This window comes from Algoriphagus jejuensis, assembly GCF_039523455.1.
GTDB classification, from domain to species: domain Bacteria; phylum Bacteroidota; class Bacteroidia; order Cytophagales; family Cyclobacteriaceae; genus Algoriphagus; species Algoriphagus jejuensis.
This window is the reverse complement of sequence record NZ_BAAAFI010000007.1, coordinates 63,126-83,223: the sequence shown is the minus strand read 5'-3', so window position 1 is coordinate 83,223 and position 20,098 is coordinate 63,126. Positions and strand designations below refer to the sequence as shown.

Sequence of the window (20,098 nt, the reverse complement as noted above, 5' to 3'; positions counted from 1 at the left end):
TTTTTGGAAGGTTAAAAGTTGTCCTCAAATATATCCAGCGACTTGGTACATCGCAATTCCAAGCCATTCTTTGAAGAGTTTTGTCCAATATTCCAAGGAAAATGGATCTGGGAAAAGCAAAGAGGGAAGGTCGTACTTTACATCGTGGGAGTAGTAATCCGTGGGAAAAGTCAGGGTTTTTAAGCCCACTTTGTCAAAACATCCCTTGGCCCGATACATGTGAAAAGCCGAGGTGATCAGAATAAATTCCTGATCTGTGTCGATTCCCTTTTTTTCCAAAAAAGCCTTGGTGAATTGGGCGTTTTGCGGGGTGTTTTTGCTTTGGTCTTCGATCAAAATATCGGCTTGGGGCACTCCTGCCATGAGTAGGAAACGCTCGAGCAGCTCTGCTTCAGATTGTGGATTGACTGGATTGAGGCCCTGACCGCCCGTGATGAGGATTTTTTTGATCTTGCCCATGCGGTAAAGCTGGAGTGCATGGGTGATGCGATCGGCTCCTTTGTTGAAAAAAGTCCGATCGAAGGCGGTTTTGTCCAGGTTGGTCACGCCGGTGAGGACAATGCCGATTTCGTGTGTTTTGATTTCTTCGAAAGATTTGAAATTGGGTTCCCAAGCCAGCAGTGCGAGATTGGAAAGGAAGGGGTTGGTGAAGAAGAACAGTAGTCCGATTCCTGCCCACAGACTTTTCTTTCCCCATTTCCTTTTGATAAAAAATGCTCCAGCCACGATCAGCACCAGAACGATAGTCAGCGGCATGGCCAGAAAGCTCAGAAATTGGGAAAGGTAGAAGAACATGAGGTGGATGGGCTTTTTGGGGCGAGTGGGACTTAGCGTATCGCCTGTTTGATAAGTCTCGGATCGAGTAGAAAGGCTTTTCGTTCAAGAATTTTTACTTCGGCGTATTTCGGGTGCTGGCAGTTGAGTATCAATATCGATGAGGTTTTGACGATGCAACTTGGGACTTGGAGAGCTAGTTGTTTTCCATTTTCAATCCATTGCTGGCCAATTTCTGAAAGGACGGTAGGTGCTGGATAAGTTGACCAATTGGCAGGAAGATCCGAGTCCTGAAGTGTCAGTGTTGAATTGTCGGGAATTTCCAGCGTAAGCATGTCCAAAGGGGGGGAAAGCATGGGCGGGAGGTGTACAATGGTCTCCAGAAGAGCGATTTCTGGATTGACGCCTGTATACAATACCGGACTGCCTTTTCTGTTCCACCTTCCGGGATGGATGGCGGCACCCGTTCCTGAGATGTCTCCTGCGTATTTTGATTTTGTAAGCCTATAGACTACCATCTCAATCAACTGAACACGCCATGGTCGATGCGTCCCAGAAGGTCCCGCACCTTCGAAAGGCCTCCGGGAATTTCTAAAATTTCCCTCGGTTCAAATCCTCCCAAGGCCATATTCGGCATTTCCAGCCACTGGAAAAAATTATGCTGGCTTTCGAATACTTCCTGACCATACAAGAAAAGGTCAGTGAGTTCAAAAATCTGTATCGAATAATTTCGATCTAGCTTTTTCCCTGATTTTGTCCAGCGATAGATGGTCGGCTCGGATATGTTTAGAAGTTTGGAGGTTTCAGCCTTGGACAATTCGAAGTGTGTCCAGAAATTCTCGATAATTTGCGCATCTACTCCGTCGGTGGCTATGGCTATGAAGTCAAATGAGTTTCGGATTTGCCATTGCATTGCCCTTTTTCCGAGGATTTGAACCAGCTTTTTGTAGTGGGCTGAGGTCTGATAATCTTCCGTTTCGAGTATCATTTGATAGTATATTTTATCAATTGATACGAATGTAGCAAAAATGGGGCTGGAATCAATGCTGTTTTTCGAGCCTTTGGATCTTTTGTTTCCATAAAATAGACTTCCCAAATTGAAATTGGACGAAGGATTGCCTGTTTGCCCAGCCGTTTTTAAGTAAAAATTCTTTTCCCGTGACTTTTCCTTAATCTGGTGGGGAAAGCTATTTTTGGGCATGAGTTCAAGCCAGCCTGACCTATTGCCTTTGTTGCAGACCCTGTCCACCCAACTGGAAGGAAAGCTCCATGTGGATCGATTGACCAAAACCCTGTACGCCACCGATGCCTCCGTGTACCGCGAGATGCCGCTGGCTGTGGCTTTCCCCCAATCGGTTGCCGATATCCAGAAGTTGATCCAATTTGCCAATGAAAACGGCACTTCGCTGATTCCTCGGACGGCTGGCACTTCGCTCGCAGGGCAATGCGTCGGTAATGGCATCGTCGTGGATGTCTCCAAGACTTTCACCCAAATCCTCGAATTCAACAAAGAAGAACGCTGGGTGCGCGTGCAGCCGGGAGTGGTGCGAGATGAACTCAATCGATACTTAAAACCTCACGGCTTATTCTTCAGCCCGATCACTTCTACCGCCAACCGCGCGATGATCGGTGGGATGGTGGGAAATAATTCCTCTGGAACCACATCGATTGTCTACGGCGTCACCCGGGACAAGGTGATCTCCCTCAATACCATTTTGAGTGACGGCAGCGAAGTTGTTTTTGGGGAAATCACACAGGATGTCTTTGACCGGAAATGCGGTCAGCAAAATCTCGAAGGACAGCTGTATCGACAGCTCTTTGACGAACTCAACAACCCGGAAACCCGGGGGGAGATCCATGCGCAGTTTCCGAAAAAATCGATTCACCGTCGAAATACGGGCTATGCGGTAGATGAACTGCTGAAGTCCGAGCTGTTTGAAGGCAAGGAGAAATTCAACTTTTGCAAGCTGCTGACCGGTTCGGAGGGGACTTTAGCTTTCACCACAGAAATCAAAATCAGCCTCGATCCGCTTCCCGATCCGGTGGAGATTGTGGTGGCAGCGCATTTTCATACCATCCATGAGAGTATGAAGTCTTCCCAAGTCGCGATGAAGCATCCAGCCACCGCAGTGGAATTGATGGACAAGATCATCCTGGACTGTACCAAAGAAAGCATCGAATACTCCAAAAACCGCTACTTCGTCGAGGGGGATCCCGAGGCGCTGCTGATGATTGAGTTTCGGGGAAAAACCCTGGAGGAAGCGATGGCGAAAGGAGAGGCGCTGGTTGCAGATCTAAAGGCTGGAGGATATGGCTATGCCTATCCGATCATCGAGCCTGCAAAGGTTGCCTCTGCTTGGGCACTTCGAGCGGCAGGTCTGGGGCTTTTGGGAAATATCCCCGGCGATCCCAAAGCGGTAGCTTGTATCGAAGATACGGCGGTTGACATAGAGGATTTGGCTGACTACATCGACGATGTGGATGAAATGATGGCTGGATTTAAGCAGAAGCCTGTTCACTATGCCCACGCCGGTGCCGGTGAGATCCACCTGCGCCCGATTCTGGATTTGAAAAAGGCGGAAGACGTAGAAGAGTTTTATCAGATCTCTTTGGCTTCGGCCAAATTGGTCAAGAAATATCAGGGATCGCTTTCCGGCGAACATGGAGACGGACGCGTTCGTGCGGCTTTTATCCCGCTGATGGTCGGAGAAAAAAACTATGAGCTTTTCCGAAGAATCAAGTACACCTGGGATCCCAAAAATATCTTCAATCCCGGAAAGATCGTGGATGCCGCTCCGATGAATAAATTCCTGCGCTATGAGCCGGAAATGAAGACGCCGGAGCATAAAACGATGATAGACTTTTCATCCGTCGGCGGAATTCTTCGCTTGGCTGAAAAGTGTAACGGTTCCGGCGATTGCCGCAAATTGCCAGGTTCTGGCGGGACGATGTGTCCTTCTTACATGGCGACGAGAAACGAGCGCGATGCAGTACGTGGGCGGGCCAATACACTTCGGGAGTTTTTGACTTTGGACAATAAGGAAAATGCCTTTGACCATCCGGAGATCAAGGAGGCGATGGATCTTTGCCTCAGCTGCAAAGGCTGTACGGCCGAGTGTCCGTCCAACGTGGACATGGCCAGCATGAAGGCGGAGTTCCTCTATCAGTACCAAAAAACCAACGGCGTACCATTGCGCTCCAAGGCTTTTGCCTACATCAATGAGCTGAATGAATTCGGGGCTATGATGCCAGGGGTGTCTAATTTCTTCCTGAACAATTCGCTCACCGGCGGCTGGATGAAGTCAATCCTTAATGTGGCTCCAGACCGGAATTTGCCGGAAATCAGCCCGATCAGTCTACGGAAATGGTACAAACGAAATTATGAGACTTTGCCGGGTGCAGCCAAACCAATCAAGTCGGTCTATTTCTTCGTTGATGAATTTACCAACCACAACGATACCCAAATAGGCATCAAAGCCATTTCACTTCTGAAGAAATTGGGTTACGAGGTGAAGATCGTGGATCATGAGGAAAGTGGTCGATCTGCCCTCTCCAAAGGCCTATTGCCAAAAGCCAAAAAGCATGCGGAAGCCAATGTGAAGATCTTTGCCAAATTGATTGATGGAAATACCCCATTGATTGGCTTGGAGCCTTCGGCAATTCTAAGTTTCCGGGATGAATATCCGAGGATTGTCGGCACGGAACTGGTCGAAGCAGCGAAGAAGCTTAAATTTCATGTGAAGCTGATCGACGAGTTTTTGGCCCAAGAGGCTGCTGCCGGCAATATCAAAGCAGAACAGTTTACCTCGAAGCCCCAGAAAATCAAGCTGCACGGACATTGCCACCAAAAAGCGCTTTCGTCTGTGATCTGGACTCAAAAAATCCTATCGCTTCCAGTGAATTACAGCGTGGAAAATATCCCGAGTGGTTGCTGTGGCATGGCCGGAAGCTTTGGCTATGAGGCCGAGCACTATGAGGTCTCCCAGCAGGTCGGGGAACTGGTGCTGTTCCCGGAGGTGAGAAAAGCAGAAGCGGACACCCTGATTGCGGCTCCTGGAACTTCCTGTCGTCACCAGATTGCCGACGGCACAGGCCGAAAGGCGAAACATCCGGTGGAGATTCTCTGGGAAGCGCTGAATGTTTAGAGGATTTGAGGGTTGAAATTCGAGGTTTGAAATTGCGCTGTCGGCTATTGGAGGGATGAGATCAGTTCGAGAGGCGTGACGATGGGGAGATGGGGCTTAGCCATTTTGAGAAATTCCTTATCGCTTGTGACGATTCATTGGATGCCATTTGAAAGGCAGGTGAAAAAATGGATGGCATCCTCGATATCGTCATGCGATGATTCCACGGCGCTCATTACGTCCATTTTTGTCCCCTCGATCAGCTGAAATTTACGACAGATGATTCCGACGATTTCCTTGGTAACTTGAGTTCCTTTGGCTTGCGCTAAATAGTAGGAGCAGGTCTGGATCACTGAAATTGTTATAAAACCTGTGATTTTGCCTTGGTCTAATTTTTCGAAAAGTGAGTTTACGACCGATTGATTGGGGCTTCTTTCGAGGAAAAAGTCGAGGATCGTATTGACATCAAAGAAGATCCTCATAACCCCATTTTTTTGCTTTCGCCTTGTAGTACTCTTCCTTCCAGTCATAATCCTCGGGGAATTCTACCTTGGATTTTGGCAAAGACTTCATGTAGTCTACCAGCGTCATGCCATTTGGCAAGGTAGCGGGGGGCTTGAGTAGAGTGCGAAAGTGGTCTTGAACCAAGTCAGAAACGCTTCTTTCCTTGGTTTCAGCGTATTCCTTGATTTTCTCCAGTAAGTCTTCCTCGATCGTGATGTTGAGCCGCTTCTTCATGGTATGCGCATTGTGTCTTGAATATACGCATAGTTCGCTGTTTTTGGTTCCGGCTCGCAGGGCCACGAAACTGAATGTGTGAGGCGGAAATCAAAAGAAATCCGACAAAACGAGTCTCAGTTCCTTGCCTCAGAGCGACAAGATTTCTTTGCTCGATTTTGAAGAAAGGTACGGTGCATTTGATTTATAGTTAAATTCGGGAGAAGAGGTTAACCAGAAGAGTTCGGCCATGAAAGAATATAGAATCCCCCAGAAGGAAAAGTTCAATTTGGATACGTTCGAGGAGTCAGAGCGGGCAGCCTATTCCTATGCGGATTACCTCAGATGGGACTTTGAAGAAATCGTCGAATTGATCAAAGGGAAAGTTTTTAGAAAAGCTGCCGCTCCTAGTCGCCGGCATCAGGAGGTTTCCGTCAACTTAACATCAAAGATTTGGGGTTTTCTAAACGGACATCCCTGCAAGGTTTATCCAGCTCCCTTCGACGTCAGGTTTTCAAGAAATCCTGAGTTTGCAAAGATCGATTCTGTCGTCCAGCCCGATATTTCTGTGATCTGCGATCCTTCCAAACTGGATGACAGGGGCTGTTTTGGTGCTCCGGATTTGATCGTGGAGATCATTTCGCCGGGAAATAGCCGGGTCGAGCTCCAAAACAAATACGACTTGTACGAGGAGTTTGGCGTGCGTGAGTACTGGATCGTACATCCTACGGATTGCACTCTTTTGATCTACACCTTGGTCGAAGGGAGATTTCAGCCTTCCCGACTTTTTACCTCCGGCGACCGGGTTACCTCCACGGTACTGCCCGGCTTTTCACTGGATTTAGAGGAGATTTTTTAGGGTCGGAACAAGGCGGGTTTCCGGAGACGAGCTGGCTTTTTGGTATTTTACAATGCAAAAAATGAAACCTGTCTTTTTAAAAAGAAAAGTTTCTAGTAGATTCAGGGCATACTACGGGGATTGAGCAATTGCACCTATTTTATGTTTTGGTAGCAAACGTGTAGACACGTAACGTAAATAATAAATCAAGACAAAATGGCAAAAGCATTTTTATCTCATAGCAGCAAAGACAAGGAGCTAGTCGAGAAAATTGCAACTCAACTTGGAAAAAACAATTGTCACTACGATAAATTTACATTCGAAGCAGGAAAACTTACATTAGACGAAATCTTTAAGGGGTTAGCTGATACAGATGTTTTTGTCCTTTTTATTTCTGAAACTGCTTTAAAATCTGAATGGATTGAAAGAGAGATTATTCAAGCTAAAATCCTATCGACGGACAAAAGAATTGATAGAATATTCCCACTAATAATTGATAAATCAATTCACCATTCGGACGAGCGTATACCGGACTGGATTAGAAAACCATATAATTTAAGATATTTTGATAATGAGGTTATTATCCTTAAAAAAATTAGACAGTTATTACGAGAAAGTAATTTCAAGCAGTTTGCTCACCTAAGAGAAATTAATGACTTGTTTGTCGGGCGTAACGACATTATGCAAGAGTTTGAAAGAAAAATGATCAATATTGAAAATACTAAACCAACTTGTATCATTGCATCAAGCTTCTTTGAAGGAATGGGTCGACGGACTTTCTTAAAAAATGGATTAAATAAAACACGGATTATAGATAAATGGTATGAGCCAATTCCACTTTCAATTGGTACAAAAGAGAGTATTGAAGACTTTCTCTATAAACTCAATTTTGTTGAGCTAACTCCTGAGATTTTTGAAAAGAATTTTGCAAATGAAAGTCTACAGTCAAAAATTGAGCTTGGCCGAGAATATATAAAAAAATTCGTAGAGACTGGTGAAATACTATTTGTAATAGATGAAGGGAGTATTGTTCTGCCAAATCATACATTAGTTGGATGGTTTAAGGATATAATTTCTGCGCCGGAATTGAAAAACCAAGTCTGTATTTGTTTAATTTCAAAATTTAAGCCATACGGACCAAATATTAAAAAACTCGGAAATGTGCTTAATTTTCAAGTAAATGAGCTTTCCCAAGAGGATACACAAACATTTTTTATTCAATATCTAAGCATTATAAGACAAAGTATTAAGTCTGAGGATATTAAGTTTTTTCTACAATATCTCAAAGGGATTCCCGGGCAAATTATTTATGCGGCAAACTTAATAGATAGCATCGGTGTTATAGACGCGAAAACTTATGTTAATGACATTGAAGAGTTTGATGAACTTAGGGCGTTGTCCATCTTAGAATTTTTGAAAGACGATTTGTTAAGTAGGCAAATGTTAATAGCGCTTTCTAAATTTGAAATAATTAGTTACGACTTGGTTTTTAAAATATTTGGCGAAAGAGAGGCTGTTTACAAATCCATTCAGCGTCTTTTTGATTTAACATTGTTTTTTTCCGTTAGCTCGACTCACGATTATTTAAAGCTAAATACATCTATTTCGGATTACATAAACAGGTCTAAATTGGAGCTTGATAAATCCACTAGTGAAAGAATTAGAGAAGTCGCAAAGGAAGCTATTCAGAAGCCACTTGAGTTGACAGAAAGTTCCGATTATTCTGAGTTTTTATTTACTTTGGAAACAATGATTAAAGAAGGAAGAAGTATACCGTCCAAATATCTTATTCCATCCTTTGTTCTCAAGTCAATTGTTAAAGAGTATAATGATCGACAATATAAAACTGTAGTCCAGCTTTGCGTTAAGCTGCTTGAAAACGAAGATAAATTTGATTTTCAAATTATTCGAGAGACTAGAATATGGCTTTGCCTTGCGTATTGTCGAAAACAGAATGAGAAATTATTTGATGAGATTAAATATTTTAACAACCAAGATGATGAGTCTCAAATTGATTATCATTTTCTTTTAGGATTTTATTATAGAAATGGGGATAAGATGGATGAGGCAGAAAGTCATTTTCTCGAAGTTTTAGATATTGATGAAAATCACTCAAGGACTAAGCGGGAGCTTGTGAATGTATATCTGAGAAAAGGTGAATATATGAAAGCTCTTGGATGGGCAAAAGATAATTACAATCGTTTCAGAACAAATATTCTTCATATTCAAGCTTATTTTACATGCTTAATTAAGAAAATTGAAAAGACTGAATTCGATTTAAATAAAATTAATGAGCTTCTTGAGAATGCTTCTAAAAGTTTGGATAAAAAAGCAGCAGATGTCTATAGACAAATGCAGGCTGAATTTGACTTTTATATAAGGAATGATTCACAAAAAGCTATAACTTCATTAACTGAATCCTTAAAAATTAATTCTAATAATTATTTTGCATTTAGAGCACTTTTTGAAATATACAAAAGAAAAAATATGATGTTCGAAATTGAGGAGTTGATGAAGAAGTATCCCGACTTGATTGAATTTGAATAAATAAATGCCAACCGCTACTAGTGGCTACAGAGAGTGGCTGGTAGTGGTCAAATTAAGCTTTTGAGGCAATCAATGCCATTGAAGTGCTTCTAAATCACCACCTATGGTTAAGCGAAAAACAGTTACTCAAGACTAGAAAGACCGGACGATCAATCGTCCGTTTTTTTTAGACACTCCCGATTCGTCGTTTAGAATCTTGTTCCCTGAATCGCTTGCCTCAACTCGGATCCACATCCACCACCCACCTTACTGACCGGAATTCTGGTCGTGATTGAAGCTCTTCCAGGATCTTGGCCAGGTTTTCTTTGAAGATAGCCAGAGTATTCCCGCCTCGATCTAGCTTGATCATACTCTCATATTGATACTGGTTTTTGATCCGGGCGATGATTCCTTTCTCCGGTCCCAAGACGATTTTCTTGGCCTGAATCGTTGCCATCTCCCGATGTAGTGCATGGGCGGCTTTTTCAGCGACCTTGAAGTCGGCGTGGCGGGTGGTGATCTTGACCAGCTTGACGTAAGGAGGATAGTAAAATTTCTTCCGGTCAAACATTTCCTGTCGGAAAAACTCATAGTATTCGCCCCGAATCACCTTTTCGAAAAGCTCGTTGTCGGGGTTTCTGGATTGGATCACGACTTGGCCTTTGATATCCCGTCGTCCGGCTCGACCGGCGACTTGGGTGATCTGTTGATAGGCTCTTTCTCCGGCCCGGAAGTCAGGGAAATTCAAGATCCGGTCCCCATCCCAGATGCCCACGACGGTGACTTTGCCAAAGTCCAAGCCTTTGGTGATCATCTGTGTTCCCACCAAGATATCGATCTGCCCGGCTCCAAACTCGTCCAGAAGCCGCTGGTAGCCGTATTTGTTTCGGGTCGTGTCCAGATCCATCCTACCCATGCGGGCTTCCGGGAAAAGCAAGCTCAAGCATTCTTCGATCCGTTCGGTGCCCATTCCCATCGTGGTGAGCTGTGTGCTCCCGCAAGCAGGACAGGATTGAGGCACTTTCTCCTTGTACCCACAGTAATGGCAGCGCATCTCCTCCGCAAATTGGTGATAGGTAAGGCTAACGTCACATTGCACGCACTGTCCTGTCCAACCGCAGTCTTCGCATTGGATATAGGGGGAGTAGCCGCGGCGGTTTTGGAAGATCAAAACTTGTTGTTGCTTGTCCAGTGCCGCCTGGATTTTCTCACGCATCATGCGGGTAGAGTCCAGTTTGAGCAGGTTTTTCTTTCTATCTGCCGAGAGATCGGCTAAATGGTATTCCGGCATGCGGGCATCACCAAATCGATGGTTGATCTCCACATAGCCATACTTGCCCTGAGTGGCATTGAAATAGGATTCAAACGAGGGCGTGGCCGAGCCCAAAAGTGTGCGGGCTTGATGAAAATACGCCAGCATCGTCGCCGCATCCCGTGCATGAAACCTAGGCGCCGGATCAAACTGCTTGTAGCTGGGCTCATGCTCTTCGTCCACGATGAGCAAGCCGAGGCTGTCAAAAGGCAGAAAGATGGAAGATCGAACGCCAACTACAAATGAAAACCGGCCACTCAAAACCCCGTTCCAAACCTCAACCCGTTCGTTGTCGGAATATTTGGAGTGATAGACACCCATCTGTGAGCCGAAGACTTTTTTGAGGCGACTGACGATCTGTGTGGTCAGAGCGATCTCAGGCAATAGAAGCAAAACCTGTGAGCCACTTTCCATCACTTCTTGGATCAGCTTGATGTAGATTTCCGTTTTGCCGCTGCCGGTGACGCCATGCAGCAGGACGCTTTGCTTGCTTTCGAAGTGGGTTTTGATTTCTTCGAAAGCCGTCGCTTGGGAACTGGAGAGCTCGTAGGCTTCCCGGACGGCCTTTTCATCATCTATACGGTTTACGACATGCTTGAAGGACTCAAATACGCCGTTTTTAATCAGGGTTTTAAGCGAGCTTTCGGAGTCACCCTCTTCCAAAAGCGTGGCCTTATCGACTCCTTTTTCGTTCAGTTTCGGTTTTTGAAAAACAGGAACGTCCCGCAGAAATTTCAGGAGTATGGACTCCTGTTTGGGTTTTCCTGCGACTCCTTCAAAGACCGCTTCCAAGGCGGATTTGCTCTCCGAAATCTCTTTGGTCAGTCTGATTCTCGTCTCGACCTTTGGTGTGTATTTTTCCTGAACTTTCTCGAAAATCAGGATGGCTTCTTTGGCTACCAGACTTTTTAGGATGGGATGGATGGTCTTTACACCCAGAATCTTTTCGCAATCCTCGTAGCTGAGCTCCGGCTTATGTTCGAGCGCCTCGAGGATTTTTTCCTCGCGTACGTCCAGCGGATACTTGCTGGTTTCGGTGTCAAAATTGGGGTTGAGCTGGATTTTGCTTTCGGAGGAAAGCCGAAGTCCAGAAGGTAAAGCTGCAAACATCACCTCGCCGATGTGGCAGAAGTAGTAGGCTGCCATCCACACCCAAAAGCGGATTTGCAGCGGATTGACGCTGGGTTGATCGTCGAGAATGTCGAGGATGGGCTTGGCCTCGTAGGCCTGAGGCGGCTTGTTGTGCACCTTGCCGACGATGCCGGTGAGGACTTTTTTCTTCCCAAACTGCACGATCACCCGCTGGCCGATCTGGATCTGCGGCTTCAGCAGGGGAGGAATCTGGTAGGTGAACATCCGCGGAATCGGCACGGGCAGGATGATGTCGGCGAAGTTGTTTCCGCTGTTTTTCTCCAAAAAATCCTGTTCTGCAAAGAGACTTTCCACCAATTCAGGCCAAATAAGGTAATTGAGCTACCGCTTCGCTGAGGGTGCTAACCGGGCGGCGACATGCTCTGTCAAAACAAACATAAATTAAAGCATTTCCCGCCGAATCGGGCGTTTTGCCTTGGGAAAGCGGGACATTTTCTGTCGCAGTCTCAGACCACGCAATCACCGAATTGGGGACATAGGCTTGTTGAAGCCTTTTTGCCATCGCCTCGGCACCGGTGCCGACGATCGCAATTTCCGCAGTTGGCGCGACCAGTTCCAGCAGCAAATGCGCCCAATTGCAAAGGAAGCCCGGCTCCCGAAGTACGAGTTCCTTCATGCCTCCGAGCATCTTCCGAGCTACTTCCGCATAGCGCTCTTCGTAGGTGAGAAGCGAAAGCCTATGAAGATTCCGTGCCATAATCGAATTGGAAGCGGGAATCACGTTGTCGAAAAGCTCTTTTTTATTGGCGATCAGTTTTTCGGCTCTGGGGTTGTTGAAAAAGAAAAAGCCATCGCTTTCATCATAAAATTGAGCTAGGCAGAAGTCGGTTTGCTCTTTTGCGAAGTTCATCCAAGCGGCGTCTCCGGTAGCTTCACAGGCCATCAAAGCAGCGCGAATGACCGCCGCATAGTCTTCCAAAAAGGCCGGGGTATAGGCCTGGCCGTTTTTGTAGGAGCGATGTAGGATGCCCTCGACGAGCATCCTTTTCCGGATAAAGGCCAAATTGTCCAAGGCCAGCTTCAGCATGCGTTTCTCGCCCGTCGCATGGTAGGCCTGAATCAATCCAGCGGACATCAGTCCGTTCCATCCAGCAAGGATCTTGTCATCCTTTCCGGGGAAAATCCGCTGATTCCTGACTTGAAGCAGCTTGCTTTTGACTTCATTCAGCTTTTCGATCAGCTCGCTTTCTTTCCTATTGAACTCGGAAGCGACCTCGGCGTAGGATTGGGTTTGGAAGAGGATGTTTACCCCATCTTCCCAGTTTCCGCCCGGTTTCAGATTATAGAGTTTGCTTAGCCAAGGCAATTCATCAGCAACTAAGTCCTGCAGCTCGGCATACGTCCAAGTGTAGAATTTCCCTTCGACACCCTCACTGTCGGCATCCTGGGCTGCGTGGAAGCCGCCTTCCTCCTGGAGCATTTCCGCTTCCAGCCAGTTGACGGTTTCCGTGATTTTTTCCAGAAAAAGCGGGTCCTTGCTGACTTGGTAGGCCTTTGCGTAGAGTTCGAGGAGCTGCCCATTGTCGTAAAGCATTTTCTCAAAGTGTGGTGCAAACCATTCTCCATCGACCGAATACCGTGCGAAGCCACCGCGAAGGTGGTCGTAAATCCCGCCCATGCCGATCTTTTTCAGGGTGAAAAGTACCTTTTCCTGCAAGCCGGAATTTTTGGAAAGCAGGGCAAGATCCAGCACAAAGTCCCAGATAGTCGGCATGGGAAATTTGGGTGCCCGGTTCATGCCACCCCATTCGGAGTCAAATTGCGTGGAGAGCTTTGCGATGACCTCGGCCAGATCATCGGGATCCAAGTCGGCGGGCTCACCCGAGATCCCGTATTTCTCGGTTTCCTTGCGGCTCAGCGTCCTGCCAAATCCCTCGGCGCTTTCGGCCAGCTGATCCTCATGGTTTTCAAAAGCATTCGCGATGTTGGCGAGCAATTGTTTCCATTGGGTATTTGGGAAATAGGTTCCTCCATAAAAAGGCTTCTGGTTGGGCATCAGGAAGACATTGAGCGGCCATCCGCCCTGCAAGCCCATGGCCTGCACCGCATCCATGTAGATGTTGTCGATGTCGGGGCGCTCCTCCCGGTCGAGCTTGATGCAGACAAAATGCGCATTCATGAGTTCGGCCGTCGCCTGGTCTTCAAAGCTCTCGCGCTCCATCACATGGCACCAGTGACAGGCCGAATAGCCAATCGAAACCAGGATCGGTTTGTTTTCGGATTCGGCTTTGCTCAAGGCTTCCGGGCCCCAAGGAAACCAGTCCACGGGATTGTGGGCATGCTGCAGGAGGTAGGGGCTTTGGCTATTGGAGAGACGGTTCATTGGATTGAAAAATTGGAAGATTTTAAAATTGCCCTTCGACAAGCTCAGGGATCGGGTGGAAAACTAGATAAATCGATAAGGTTGTTTTAAGCAAGCTCCTCCTTTTCCAAAGGGGGCAGGGGATTTATTTACGAAGTTGACGATTGACTTCTTCGATCTCCTTAGAAAAATCAAATTCGGCATTCAATCGTTCCAGTTTGGCCAGGAGGTTTTGGAGAAATTTGCGGTGGGCTTCGGTAGCTGGGTTGAAAGGACGGTGTGAAAGTTCGAGCTTGATTTTCTCGATTTTGGCGACGCTCTTTTGGGTTTCGGGAGAAAAGTGAACCGCCTGCCAGCGCTCCCAGATGTAGTTTTCGGCTTCCTCGGTCGGGTGGATCAGATCGGACTTGTAAAAGCGATAGTCCCGCAATTCGTCCATCAGGATCTCGTAAGCGGGAAAGTAGCTGACTTGCTCGAATTTCGATTCCAGTCGGCCGCAGAGCACGCGCAGGAGACTTTTGCTCAGCTGGTTTTCCGCGACGCCGTCCTTGATATGGCGAACGGGGCTGAGGGTGAGGATGACCTGAAGCTTGGGGTTTTGGGCCTGGATTTTTTCCAAAACAGCTTCCATCTCCGCCTGCATTTCTTTCAGCTCTGTGAGTCTTTTGGTGAAAAGCTTCTGCGGCTGCTTGTGGCAATTGGCCACGCGACCCAGGGTCTGGTGCTCGTAGATCCAGGCGGTTCCGAGGGTCAAGATCAGCAGTTCGCCGGATAGGAGAGTGGCTTGGACTTCTTGGAGTTTTGTATGAAAGCTCCCGATCAGTGCATCTCTCGACTTTTCACGGTTGTCGGAATGCGCCAGATAGTGTAGGTATAAGCCGTCCCGTTCCAGAATTTTCGCTGCATCGACCGGCTCGGCGGATAGGCTCAGGCTGATCAAGTCCACGAGATTGAGCGGATGAAAGATCGTTCCGAAGGGATTGACGAGGATGGCAAACTTGCTGTCCTGCATCTTTTGCCCGATCGTCTGAGCAAAGCAGGAACCCATGCTCAGGATTTTGCTTTCGTGAGAAATCTTACTTGCAGAAACAGGAATCGGAAAATCTATCGTCCAGCGCATGGTCAACTTTGGGGAGTTCTGAGCTTGAAATTGGCTATTTCTGGGTAGTTTTTGAAAAATATTTTGGAGAGGTTGTGATTTTTTACCCGGACAAAAGACTAATACCACAAAACCAAATCAATGACCAAGGAGGAAGAATTTGTGCATCTCATCCAAACCAACCAGGGGTTGATCTATAAGATCACGACTATCTATTCCAGCGACCGTGAGGAGCAGAAAGATCTTTATCAAGAGGTCGTGTACCAAACGTGGAAGTCTTTTGACTACTTCAAAAAAGCCGCAAAGCCGAGTACTTGGCTATATCGGGTTGGGATGAACACGGCAATCACACACTTAAACAAGAAACATAAGCGACCGATTGGTGTCTCGATTTCGGACTCCAAGCTGGATTTTGCCGAGGAGATGAGTTCGGACGAGGAGGAGAAACTAGAGCAACTGTATGCTGAAATCCGCAAACTGAATCTCCTGGATCGGGGGATTATTTTCCTTTTTCTGGAAGGCAAAGCCTACGAGGAAATCGCTGAAATCACCGGGATCAGTGTCAGTAATGTCGGAACCCGAATGTCCCGAATCCGGGAAAAGCTCAAAAAGGGAGTGCAAACCAACTAAACTATCACAGAAATGGAACTCGATGAAATGAAATCGCTCTGGCAAAATCTGAGCGTCAAAGTGGAAAATCAAGATAGGATTCAAAAAGACATCCTTTTGGAAATGACCAAAACCAAGTTCAGAAGAAAGATGAACGGGATCCGAATTCCGGAACTGTTTGGAAGTCTGTTTTGCTTTGGCTACGCAGGCTATCTTATATTCCAATTTGACAAGATCGACTTGCGGCTTCTTCAGGTACTTGGCATCTTGGATATTGTGTTTTTGGTGCTGATACCTGTGGCCAGTTTGATTACAGTTTACCGGTTGAGATCGCTGCAAATCAATCATCTCTCGACGGCGGAGATGCTTGAGGCATTTGGACGGGCTAAGCGAAACTTTTGGAGGGTCCAACAGGTAGGTGTGTGGCTGGCTGGCATGATGGTGCTGACTCTGGTGCCGATCTTGGGGGACATTCAGGACAGGTTGGATGAGTTAATGGAAGTCGAATTTTGGATGATTTTCCTTCCCTTTGTGCTTGCGTTTATGTTCTTTTTCTCCAGATATGTATTGAGAAGATACCGGAAAGTAATGGATCAATCGGAGGATCTTTTGAAAGATATCTAGGCCACAATTTGCTGGGATATTAAGGTGTGGGTTGCTACTTTTTGTCATCCACCAGCTCTACGATCACTTCGATCTCGACTGCCATATTGTTTGGGAGAGAGCCCACGCCCACAGCGGATCTGGCATGCTTACCCTTCTCTCCAAACACGGCGACCATCAGATCCGAGAAGCCGTTGATCACCGCAGGCTGGGCGGTGAAGTCGGGAGTGCAGTTGACCATTCCCAGTACTTTCACAAACTGCTTGACGCGGCTGAGATCTCCACCCGTGGCAGCTTTCAAGACTGCGATGATACCCAATCCGGTTTCTTTTGCCGCTTCGTACCCTTGCTCAGTGGTCAGGTCGGTGCCTACTTTGCCCAGGATCTTGGGGCCGCTCCCGGACAAGTAGAGCATGTTGCCCACCTGTTTCCATTTCACATAGTTGGCGATGGGCAGACTGACCTCCGGGATTTCCAGGCCGAGTTCTTTGATTTTTTCTTCGGGAGTCTGTGCATTTGCAAAAAAGAAGAATACGCCGACTAGCAGGACGAGGGAAGTCAGAAGTGATTTTTTCATAGCTGATGGTGTGATGGATGGCTTTTCTAAGCTAGTCTATTCTTGCTATTTTTGGTAGTTCTTTTAAATCACTTTTATGTCATCCGTTGAAATAATCCCCTTTTCGTCCGACCTGAAGCCTTATTTTGAGTCAATCAACAAAGCTTGGGTCAGTCATTATTTTTCCTTGGAACCCTTTGATATAGACCAGTTGGAGCATCCGGAGGAGACGATTTTGGCAAAGGGTGGAGCGATACTTTTTGTAAAATTAGAGAATGAAATAATAGGAACAGTCGGCCTGATCCCGAAGGGTGAATTAACCTGTGAGATGGTGAAAATGGGCGTGAATCCGGCGGCTCAGGGAAAGGGCGCTGGCCAGGCGCTGGGAAATGCGATTATGGCTGTCGCAAAGGCGATGGGATATAAAAGGATGGTGCTGTATTCCAGTACCAAACTGCTGCCTGCATTAATCGTGTATGAACGACTTGGTTTTCAAAAAGTCACCCTAGAATGTGGAGCATACGGACGCTGCGATATCAAAATGGAGAGATCTCTTTGAGTTGTAGTTTGGTTCCTAATTTTTATCAGGTTTTTACCTGACAAATTACCAATTGTTTTTCAAGAAGGAATTGGGAAATTGAAAACTAAACCCTGTCAATTTTATGAAAGTAATTTTAGTTCCATTCGATTTTTCTCCCCATTCCCTGGCGGCGCTTCAGACTGCCAGGCGCATCAGTGCCAAAAACCAAGCGAAGATCATATGTGTATCTGTGATCCCCTCGGAAGTGGATTGGGACTTACTTTCTGAGGAGGCCAAAGCGAGACATCCCGAGTTGAGAGAGGAGCAACAAGAAGCGGAGGATGTACTGCCGGGGTACATCAAATCGGTCGCTCCGGTCAAGTCTCAGTTTGAGCAAATTGTGAAAATCGGAGTGCCCTACGAGCAAATAATTCGAATTGCGAACAAAATGGAGGTGAACTTGATTGTCATTGGTGCTCACGGTAAGGGCTATACCGAAGGGAGTTTTGTTGGATCTACGCTTCAGAGAGTTATCCGTTTAGCCCATTGTCCGGTATTGGCGGTGAAAGAGCCTTTAGACGGGAACGCTTTTCGCAAGATAGCTTTTGCCTCTGAGTTCAATTCTGCCGGAAAAGCTGCATTTGAAAAGATCCTGCCGCTTGCCAGAATTTTTAAATCGTCTATCCATTTGCTCTATGTGAACACACCTGAGCATTTTACCACTTCGACCCTATCAGACCAAGAAATGGCAGAATATGGCAGAGGGAATGAGCAGTTTGTAATACATCGACACGTATTCAATGATGTTGATGCTGAGCATGGGATCCGTGCTTTCTGCGAAAAAAACAACATTAATTTGGTTGGCATTGCATCCGGATCTCATCTCCACTCCGCTGCCTACCAGATCGGAACCACCGAGACGCTGATTTACAAATCAGAACTTGGGGTATTGAGTTTGAAGGCTTGACTACCAGAATCTAAACCGCTTTTCGTTTACTCTGTTTCGGAAGATCCAGTTGTCCCAGATATCCGGAGCGAGGTAGATTTCGAGTCCCAGACTAAGCGTCATGTATCCGTCATAGCGGTGATCGAGTCCCGATCCGCGTCTCACTCTACCATTGTTTCTAAGGATGGCATCCACGTCCGGTTCGCCGTTGTCGAGGATAAATTGCGGATTTCGAATTGCCAAGCGCAAGCGGTCAGGATTTGTCCCGCTGGTATAATCATCCACTAAGTCCAGGTAGAATTCGTTGACGTTATAAGCTGAGATATCATCCATGTAGTCCGTGAGGGTAAAACGGTAATTTCCCTCAACCTTCAAGTCCATGTACACATTCAGCTTGTATTTGAAGCCAAGTCCCATCGGGAAAACCATGATATATTCCTCATAGGGGTTGTTTTCCAGTTGGAGCGGTCGTAAATCTACCCAGGTACCGTTAAGTTCGGCCTGAGGATTATTGGTGGACAAGCCCACACCTGCAAAAATGTAGGGATTCCATAGACTGCGGGTGATGTTGTTTACTTTTACCGGATACCAATAATATTCTACCAGTGCTGCCACTTCTATGTTAGAGGCTCTGAAATGTAGGTTTCGCGGAGTTCGATTGGCTCTGGGGTCGGAGGGCGGATCTGAACCAGACATCTTATAGTAGGTCCCCTCAAGTCTAGCTTTTAAGTGAGTTCCAAAGATGTAGTTCACTGCAAGATTGGCATTCCATTCAGGTTGTATTCCCTCGCTGTATTTCCAAAAGGAATAGAGCTCGCCAAAATATTGAGTAGGCCCAACTCCCGCTGAAATAGACCAAGGCTCCTCGAAGCGATAGCGATAAAAGCTTTGAGAGGAGGCTTCCCAACTGATTAAAAACAAAATTGCGAGTAGAAATTTTTTCATTTCAGCCTAGAATTCAAACCAAAAAAGGCCAAATCTTCTGGAAAAATAGCCTAATTTCCCAATTTTTCAAATCCGGATTTTATGTGCAAATCGCGCTGTGGAAAAGGGATTTCAATATCTTCTTCTGTAAATCGCTTAAAAATCTCGTAGTAAAGTTCGCTTTTCAATACATTTGGTTTATTCACATATTCAGAAGTCCATACCCTTAAATTGAAATTCAAGCTGCTATCGCCATAACTGCCAAAGAGAACGTCACTGGCAGGATTCTTCAAAATTCCAGAATTTGCATTGGCAACTTCCAGCAAAATCTTCTTTATTTTTTCCGGGTTTTCTTTATAAGCTACTCCTACAGGGATATTAAATCGGATTCTTCGCTCATTATGAGACCAATTGATGACAGAGTTGTCAATAAATTGGCTGTTGGGAACGATGATGCTGATGTTGTCGTTCGTCAGGATTGTGGTGGATCGGCCAGAAATTCGAATCACATCTCCAGTCACATCGCCTACCTCGATTCGGTCTCCTACTTTGATCGGTTGCTCAAAGAGGATGACAAGCCCGGAGATGAAATTGTTGGTGATGTTTTGTAAACCGAATCCAATTCCGACGCCTATTGCGCCAGCTAGAACTCCAAATGCTGTCAGGTCGATCCCGTTAGTTTGAAGAATGGAAAAAATACCAGCCAAAACCAAGGCATATTTTACAATCGTACCGATGGATTCCCGAGTCCCGATTTCCATTTGGCCGTTGTGGAGAATTTTCCGGACTAGGAGTTTTCTGATCCATTCAGACACTATGAACAGAAGCGTGAATGAAACTAGTAAGGTCAGAATCAAACCAACTGTTAACTTTGAGTCACCGAGGGAAAATAGACTTTGGTTGAGAATTTTGTCCAACCATTCTAGGAATTCATTTTGATCTTTCATCGTAATCAAAGAAACAAAAATGTCTACAAATATTCATTTTGGAATTTATTCAAAATTAAAGCGAACCTCGGTCAAATGATTGGATTAAATTGAATAAGATGATTACTCAGAATTTAATTCTGAAATTTAATCTAGTAAAATTGGTTTTT

Annotated in this window: 18 protein-coding genes; 7 read left to right on the top strand and 11 right to left on the bottom strand. The window is 46.0% G+C overall.

The annotated features are described in order from the left end of the window. Positions 1–24: 24 nt before the first annotated feature. The 3 genes from ABD031_RS08225 to parS are packed head-to-tail and all read right to left on the bottom strand — an operon-like array spanning position 25 to position 1,762. Positions 25–795 (bottom strand): YdcF family protein, encoded by a 771-nt coding sequence (locus ABD031_RS08225; protein WP_343850221.1) that lies wholly within the window; start codon positions 793–795, stop codon positions 25–27. Positions 796–827: 32 nt separating this feature from the next. Next, positions 828–1,292, bottom strand: a complete 465-nt coding sequence (locus ABD031_RS08220) for an RES family NAD+ phosphorylase (RefSeq protein WP_343850219.1) — start codon at positions 1,290–1,292, stop codon at positions 828–830. A 5-nt stretch (positions 1,293–1,297) separates the two neighbouring features. After that, positions 1,298–1,762 (bottom strand): type II RES/Xre toxin-antitoxin system antitoxin, encoded by a 465-nt coding sequence (gene parS / locus ABD031_RS08215; RefSeq protein WP_343850217.1) that lies wholly within the window; start codon positions 1,760–1,762, stop codon positions 1,298–1,300. A gap of 211 nt (positions 1,763–1,973) precedes the next feature. On the opposite strand from parS, the gene ABD031_RS08210 reads away from it, so the two are divergent. After that, the gene (locus ABD031_RS08210) at positions 1,974–4,919 is read left to right on the top strand and encodes an FAD-binding and (Fe-S)-binding domain-containing protein (RefSeq protein WP_343850215.1); all 2,946 of its coding nucleotides are present in this window, start codon (positions 1,974–1,976) and stop codon (positions 4,917–4,919) included. Between the two features lie 134 nt (positions 4,920–5,053). Here the strand turns inward: ABD031_RS08210 and ABD031_RS08205 are convergent, their stop codons facing one another. Continuing rightward, positions 5,054–5,380, bottom strand: a complete 327-nt coding sequence (locus tag ABD031_RS08205) for a type II toxin-antitoxin system VapC family toxin (protein WP_343850213.1) — start codon at positions 5,378–5,380, stop codon at positions 5,054–5,056. Then, positions 5,364–5,636, bottom strand: coding sequence for a DUF6364 family protein (locus tag ABD031_RS08200; RefSeq protein WP_343850211.1), 273 nt, complete (start codon positions 5,634–5,636; stop codon positions 5,364–5,366). Before ABD031_RS08200 ends, ABD031_RS08205 begins: the two co-directional genes overlap by 17 nt. 229 nt (positions 5,637–5,865) lie before the next feature. On the opposite strand from ABD031_RS08200, the gene ABD031_RS08195 reads away from it, so the two are divergent. Together ABD031_RS08195 and ABD031_RS08190 are read left to right on the top strand one after the other, a co-directional pair. Then, a complete protein-coding gene (locus ABD031_RS08195) occupies positions 5,866–6,474 on the top strand; it encodes a Uma2 family endonuclease (RefSeq protein ID WP_343850209.1) in 609 nt (202 codons plus the stop codon). Between the two features lie 195 nt (positions 6,475–6,669). Beyond that, the gene (locus ABD031_RS08190) at positions 6,670–9,000 is read left to right on the top strand and encodes a TIR domain-containing protein (protein ID WP_343850207.1); all 2,331 of its coding nucleotides are present in this window, start codon (positions 6,670–6,672) and stop codon (positions 8,998–9,000) included. A 217-nt stretch (positions 9,001–9,217) separates the two neighbouring features. Here the strand turns inward: ABD031_RS08190 and priA are convergent, their stop codons facing one another. The 3 genes from priA to ABD031_RS08175 all read right to left on the bottom strand — a co-directional run bounded on the left by priA (position 9,218) and on the right by ABD031_RS08175 (position 14,865). Beyond that, positions 9,218–11,737: a replication restart helicase PriA gene (gene priA, locus ABD031_RS08185; RefSeq protein ID WP_343850205.1), complete on the bottom strand. Its 2,520-nt coding sequence runs from the start codon at positions 11,735–11,737 to the stop codon at positions 9,218–9,220. Positions 11,738–11,741: 4 nt separating this feature from the next. Beyond that, entirely contained in the window at positions 11,742–13,766 is a 2,025-nt protein-coding gene (locus ABD031_RS08180; RefSeq protein WP_343850203.1) for a thioredoxin domain-containing protein, read from the bottom strand. A 124-nt stretch (positions 13,767–13,890) separates the two neighbouring features. Next, a complete protein-coding gene (locus ABD031_RS08175; RefSeq protein ID WP_343850201.1) occupies positions 13,891–14,865 on the bottom strand; it encodes a GSCFA domain-containing protein in 975 nt (324 codons plus the stop codon). Between the two features lie 120 nt (positions 14,866–14,985). Here ABD031_RS08175 and ABD031_RS08170 point away from each other — a divergent pair, with 120 nt between their 5' ends. Both ABD031_RS08170 and ABD031_RS08165 read left to right on the top strand, forming a co-directional pair. Next, positions 14,986–15,474 carry an RNA polymerase sigma factor gene (locus tag ABD031_RS08170; protein WP_343850199.1) on the top strand — a complete coding sequence of 163 codons (489 nt, stop codon included), beginning with the start codon at positions 14,986–14,988 and terminating at the stop codon, positions 15,472–15,474. 12 nt (positions 15,475–15,486) lie between these two features. Continuing rightward, positions 15,487–16,077, top strand: coding sequence for a hypothetical protein (locus tag ABD031_RS08165; protein WP_343850197.1), 591 nt, complete (start codon positions 15,487–15,489; stop codon positions 16,075–16,077). A gap of 34 nt (positions 16,078–16,111) precedes the next feature. On the opposite strand, the gene ABD031_RS08160 is transcribed toward ABD031_RS08165, so the two are convergent. Continuing rightward, complete coding sequence (locus ABD031_RS08160; protein WP_343850195.1) at positions 16,112–16,633, bottom strand: RidA family protein; 522 nt, start codon at positions 16,631–16,633, stop codon at positions 16,112–16,114. 76 nt (positions 16,634–16,709) lie between these two features. On the opposite strand from ABD031_RS08160, the gene ABD031_RS08155 reads away from it, so the two are divergent. Both ABD031_RS08155 and ABD031_RS08150 read left to right on the top strand, forming a co-directional pair. After that, entirely contained in the window at positions 16,710–17,171 is a 462-nt protein-coding gene (locus ABD031_RS08155; protein ID WP_343850194.1) for a GNAT family N-acetyltransferase, read from the top strand. Between the two features lie 103 nt (positions 17,172–17,274). Continuing rightward, positions 17,275–18,099: a universal stress protein gene (locus ABD031_RS08150; protein ID WP_343850193.1), complete on the top strand. Its 825-nt coding sequence runs from the start codon at positions 17,275–17,277 to the stop codon at positions 18,097–18,099. Here ABD031_RS08150 and ABD031_RS08145 read toward each other — a convergent pair whose 3' ends face one another. Both ABD031_RS08145 and ABD031_RS08140 read right to left on the bottom strand, forming a co-directional pair. Continuing rightward, the gene (locus ABD031_RS08145; RefSeq protein WP_343850191.1) at positions 18,100–19,023 is read right to left on the bottom strand and encodes a DUF6089 family protein; all 924 of its coding nucleotides are present in this window, start codon (positions 19,021–19,023) and stop codon (positions 18,100–18,102) included. Between the two features lie 50 nt (positions 19,024–19,073). Then, positions 19,074–19,949 carry a mechanosensitive ion channel family protein gene (locus ABD031_RS08140; protein WP_343850190.1) on the bottom strand — a complete coding sequence of 292 codons (876 nt, stop codon included), beginning with the start codon at positions 19,947–19,949 and terminating at the stop codon, positions 19,074–19,076. Positions 19,950–20,098: the final 149 nt, after the last annotated feature.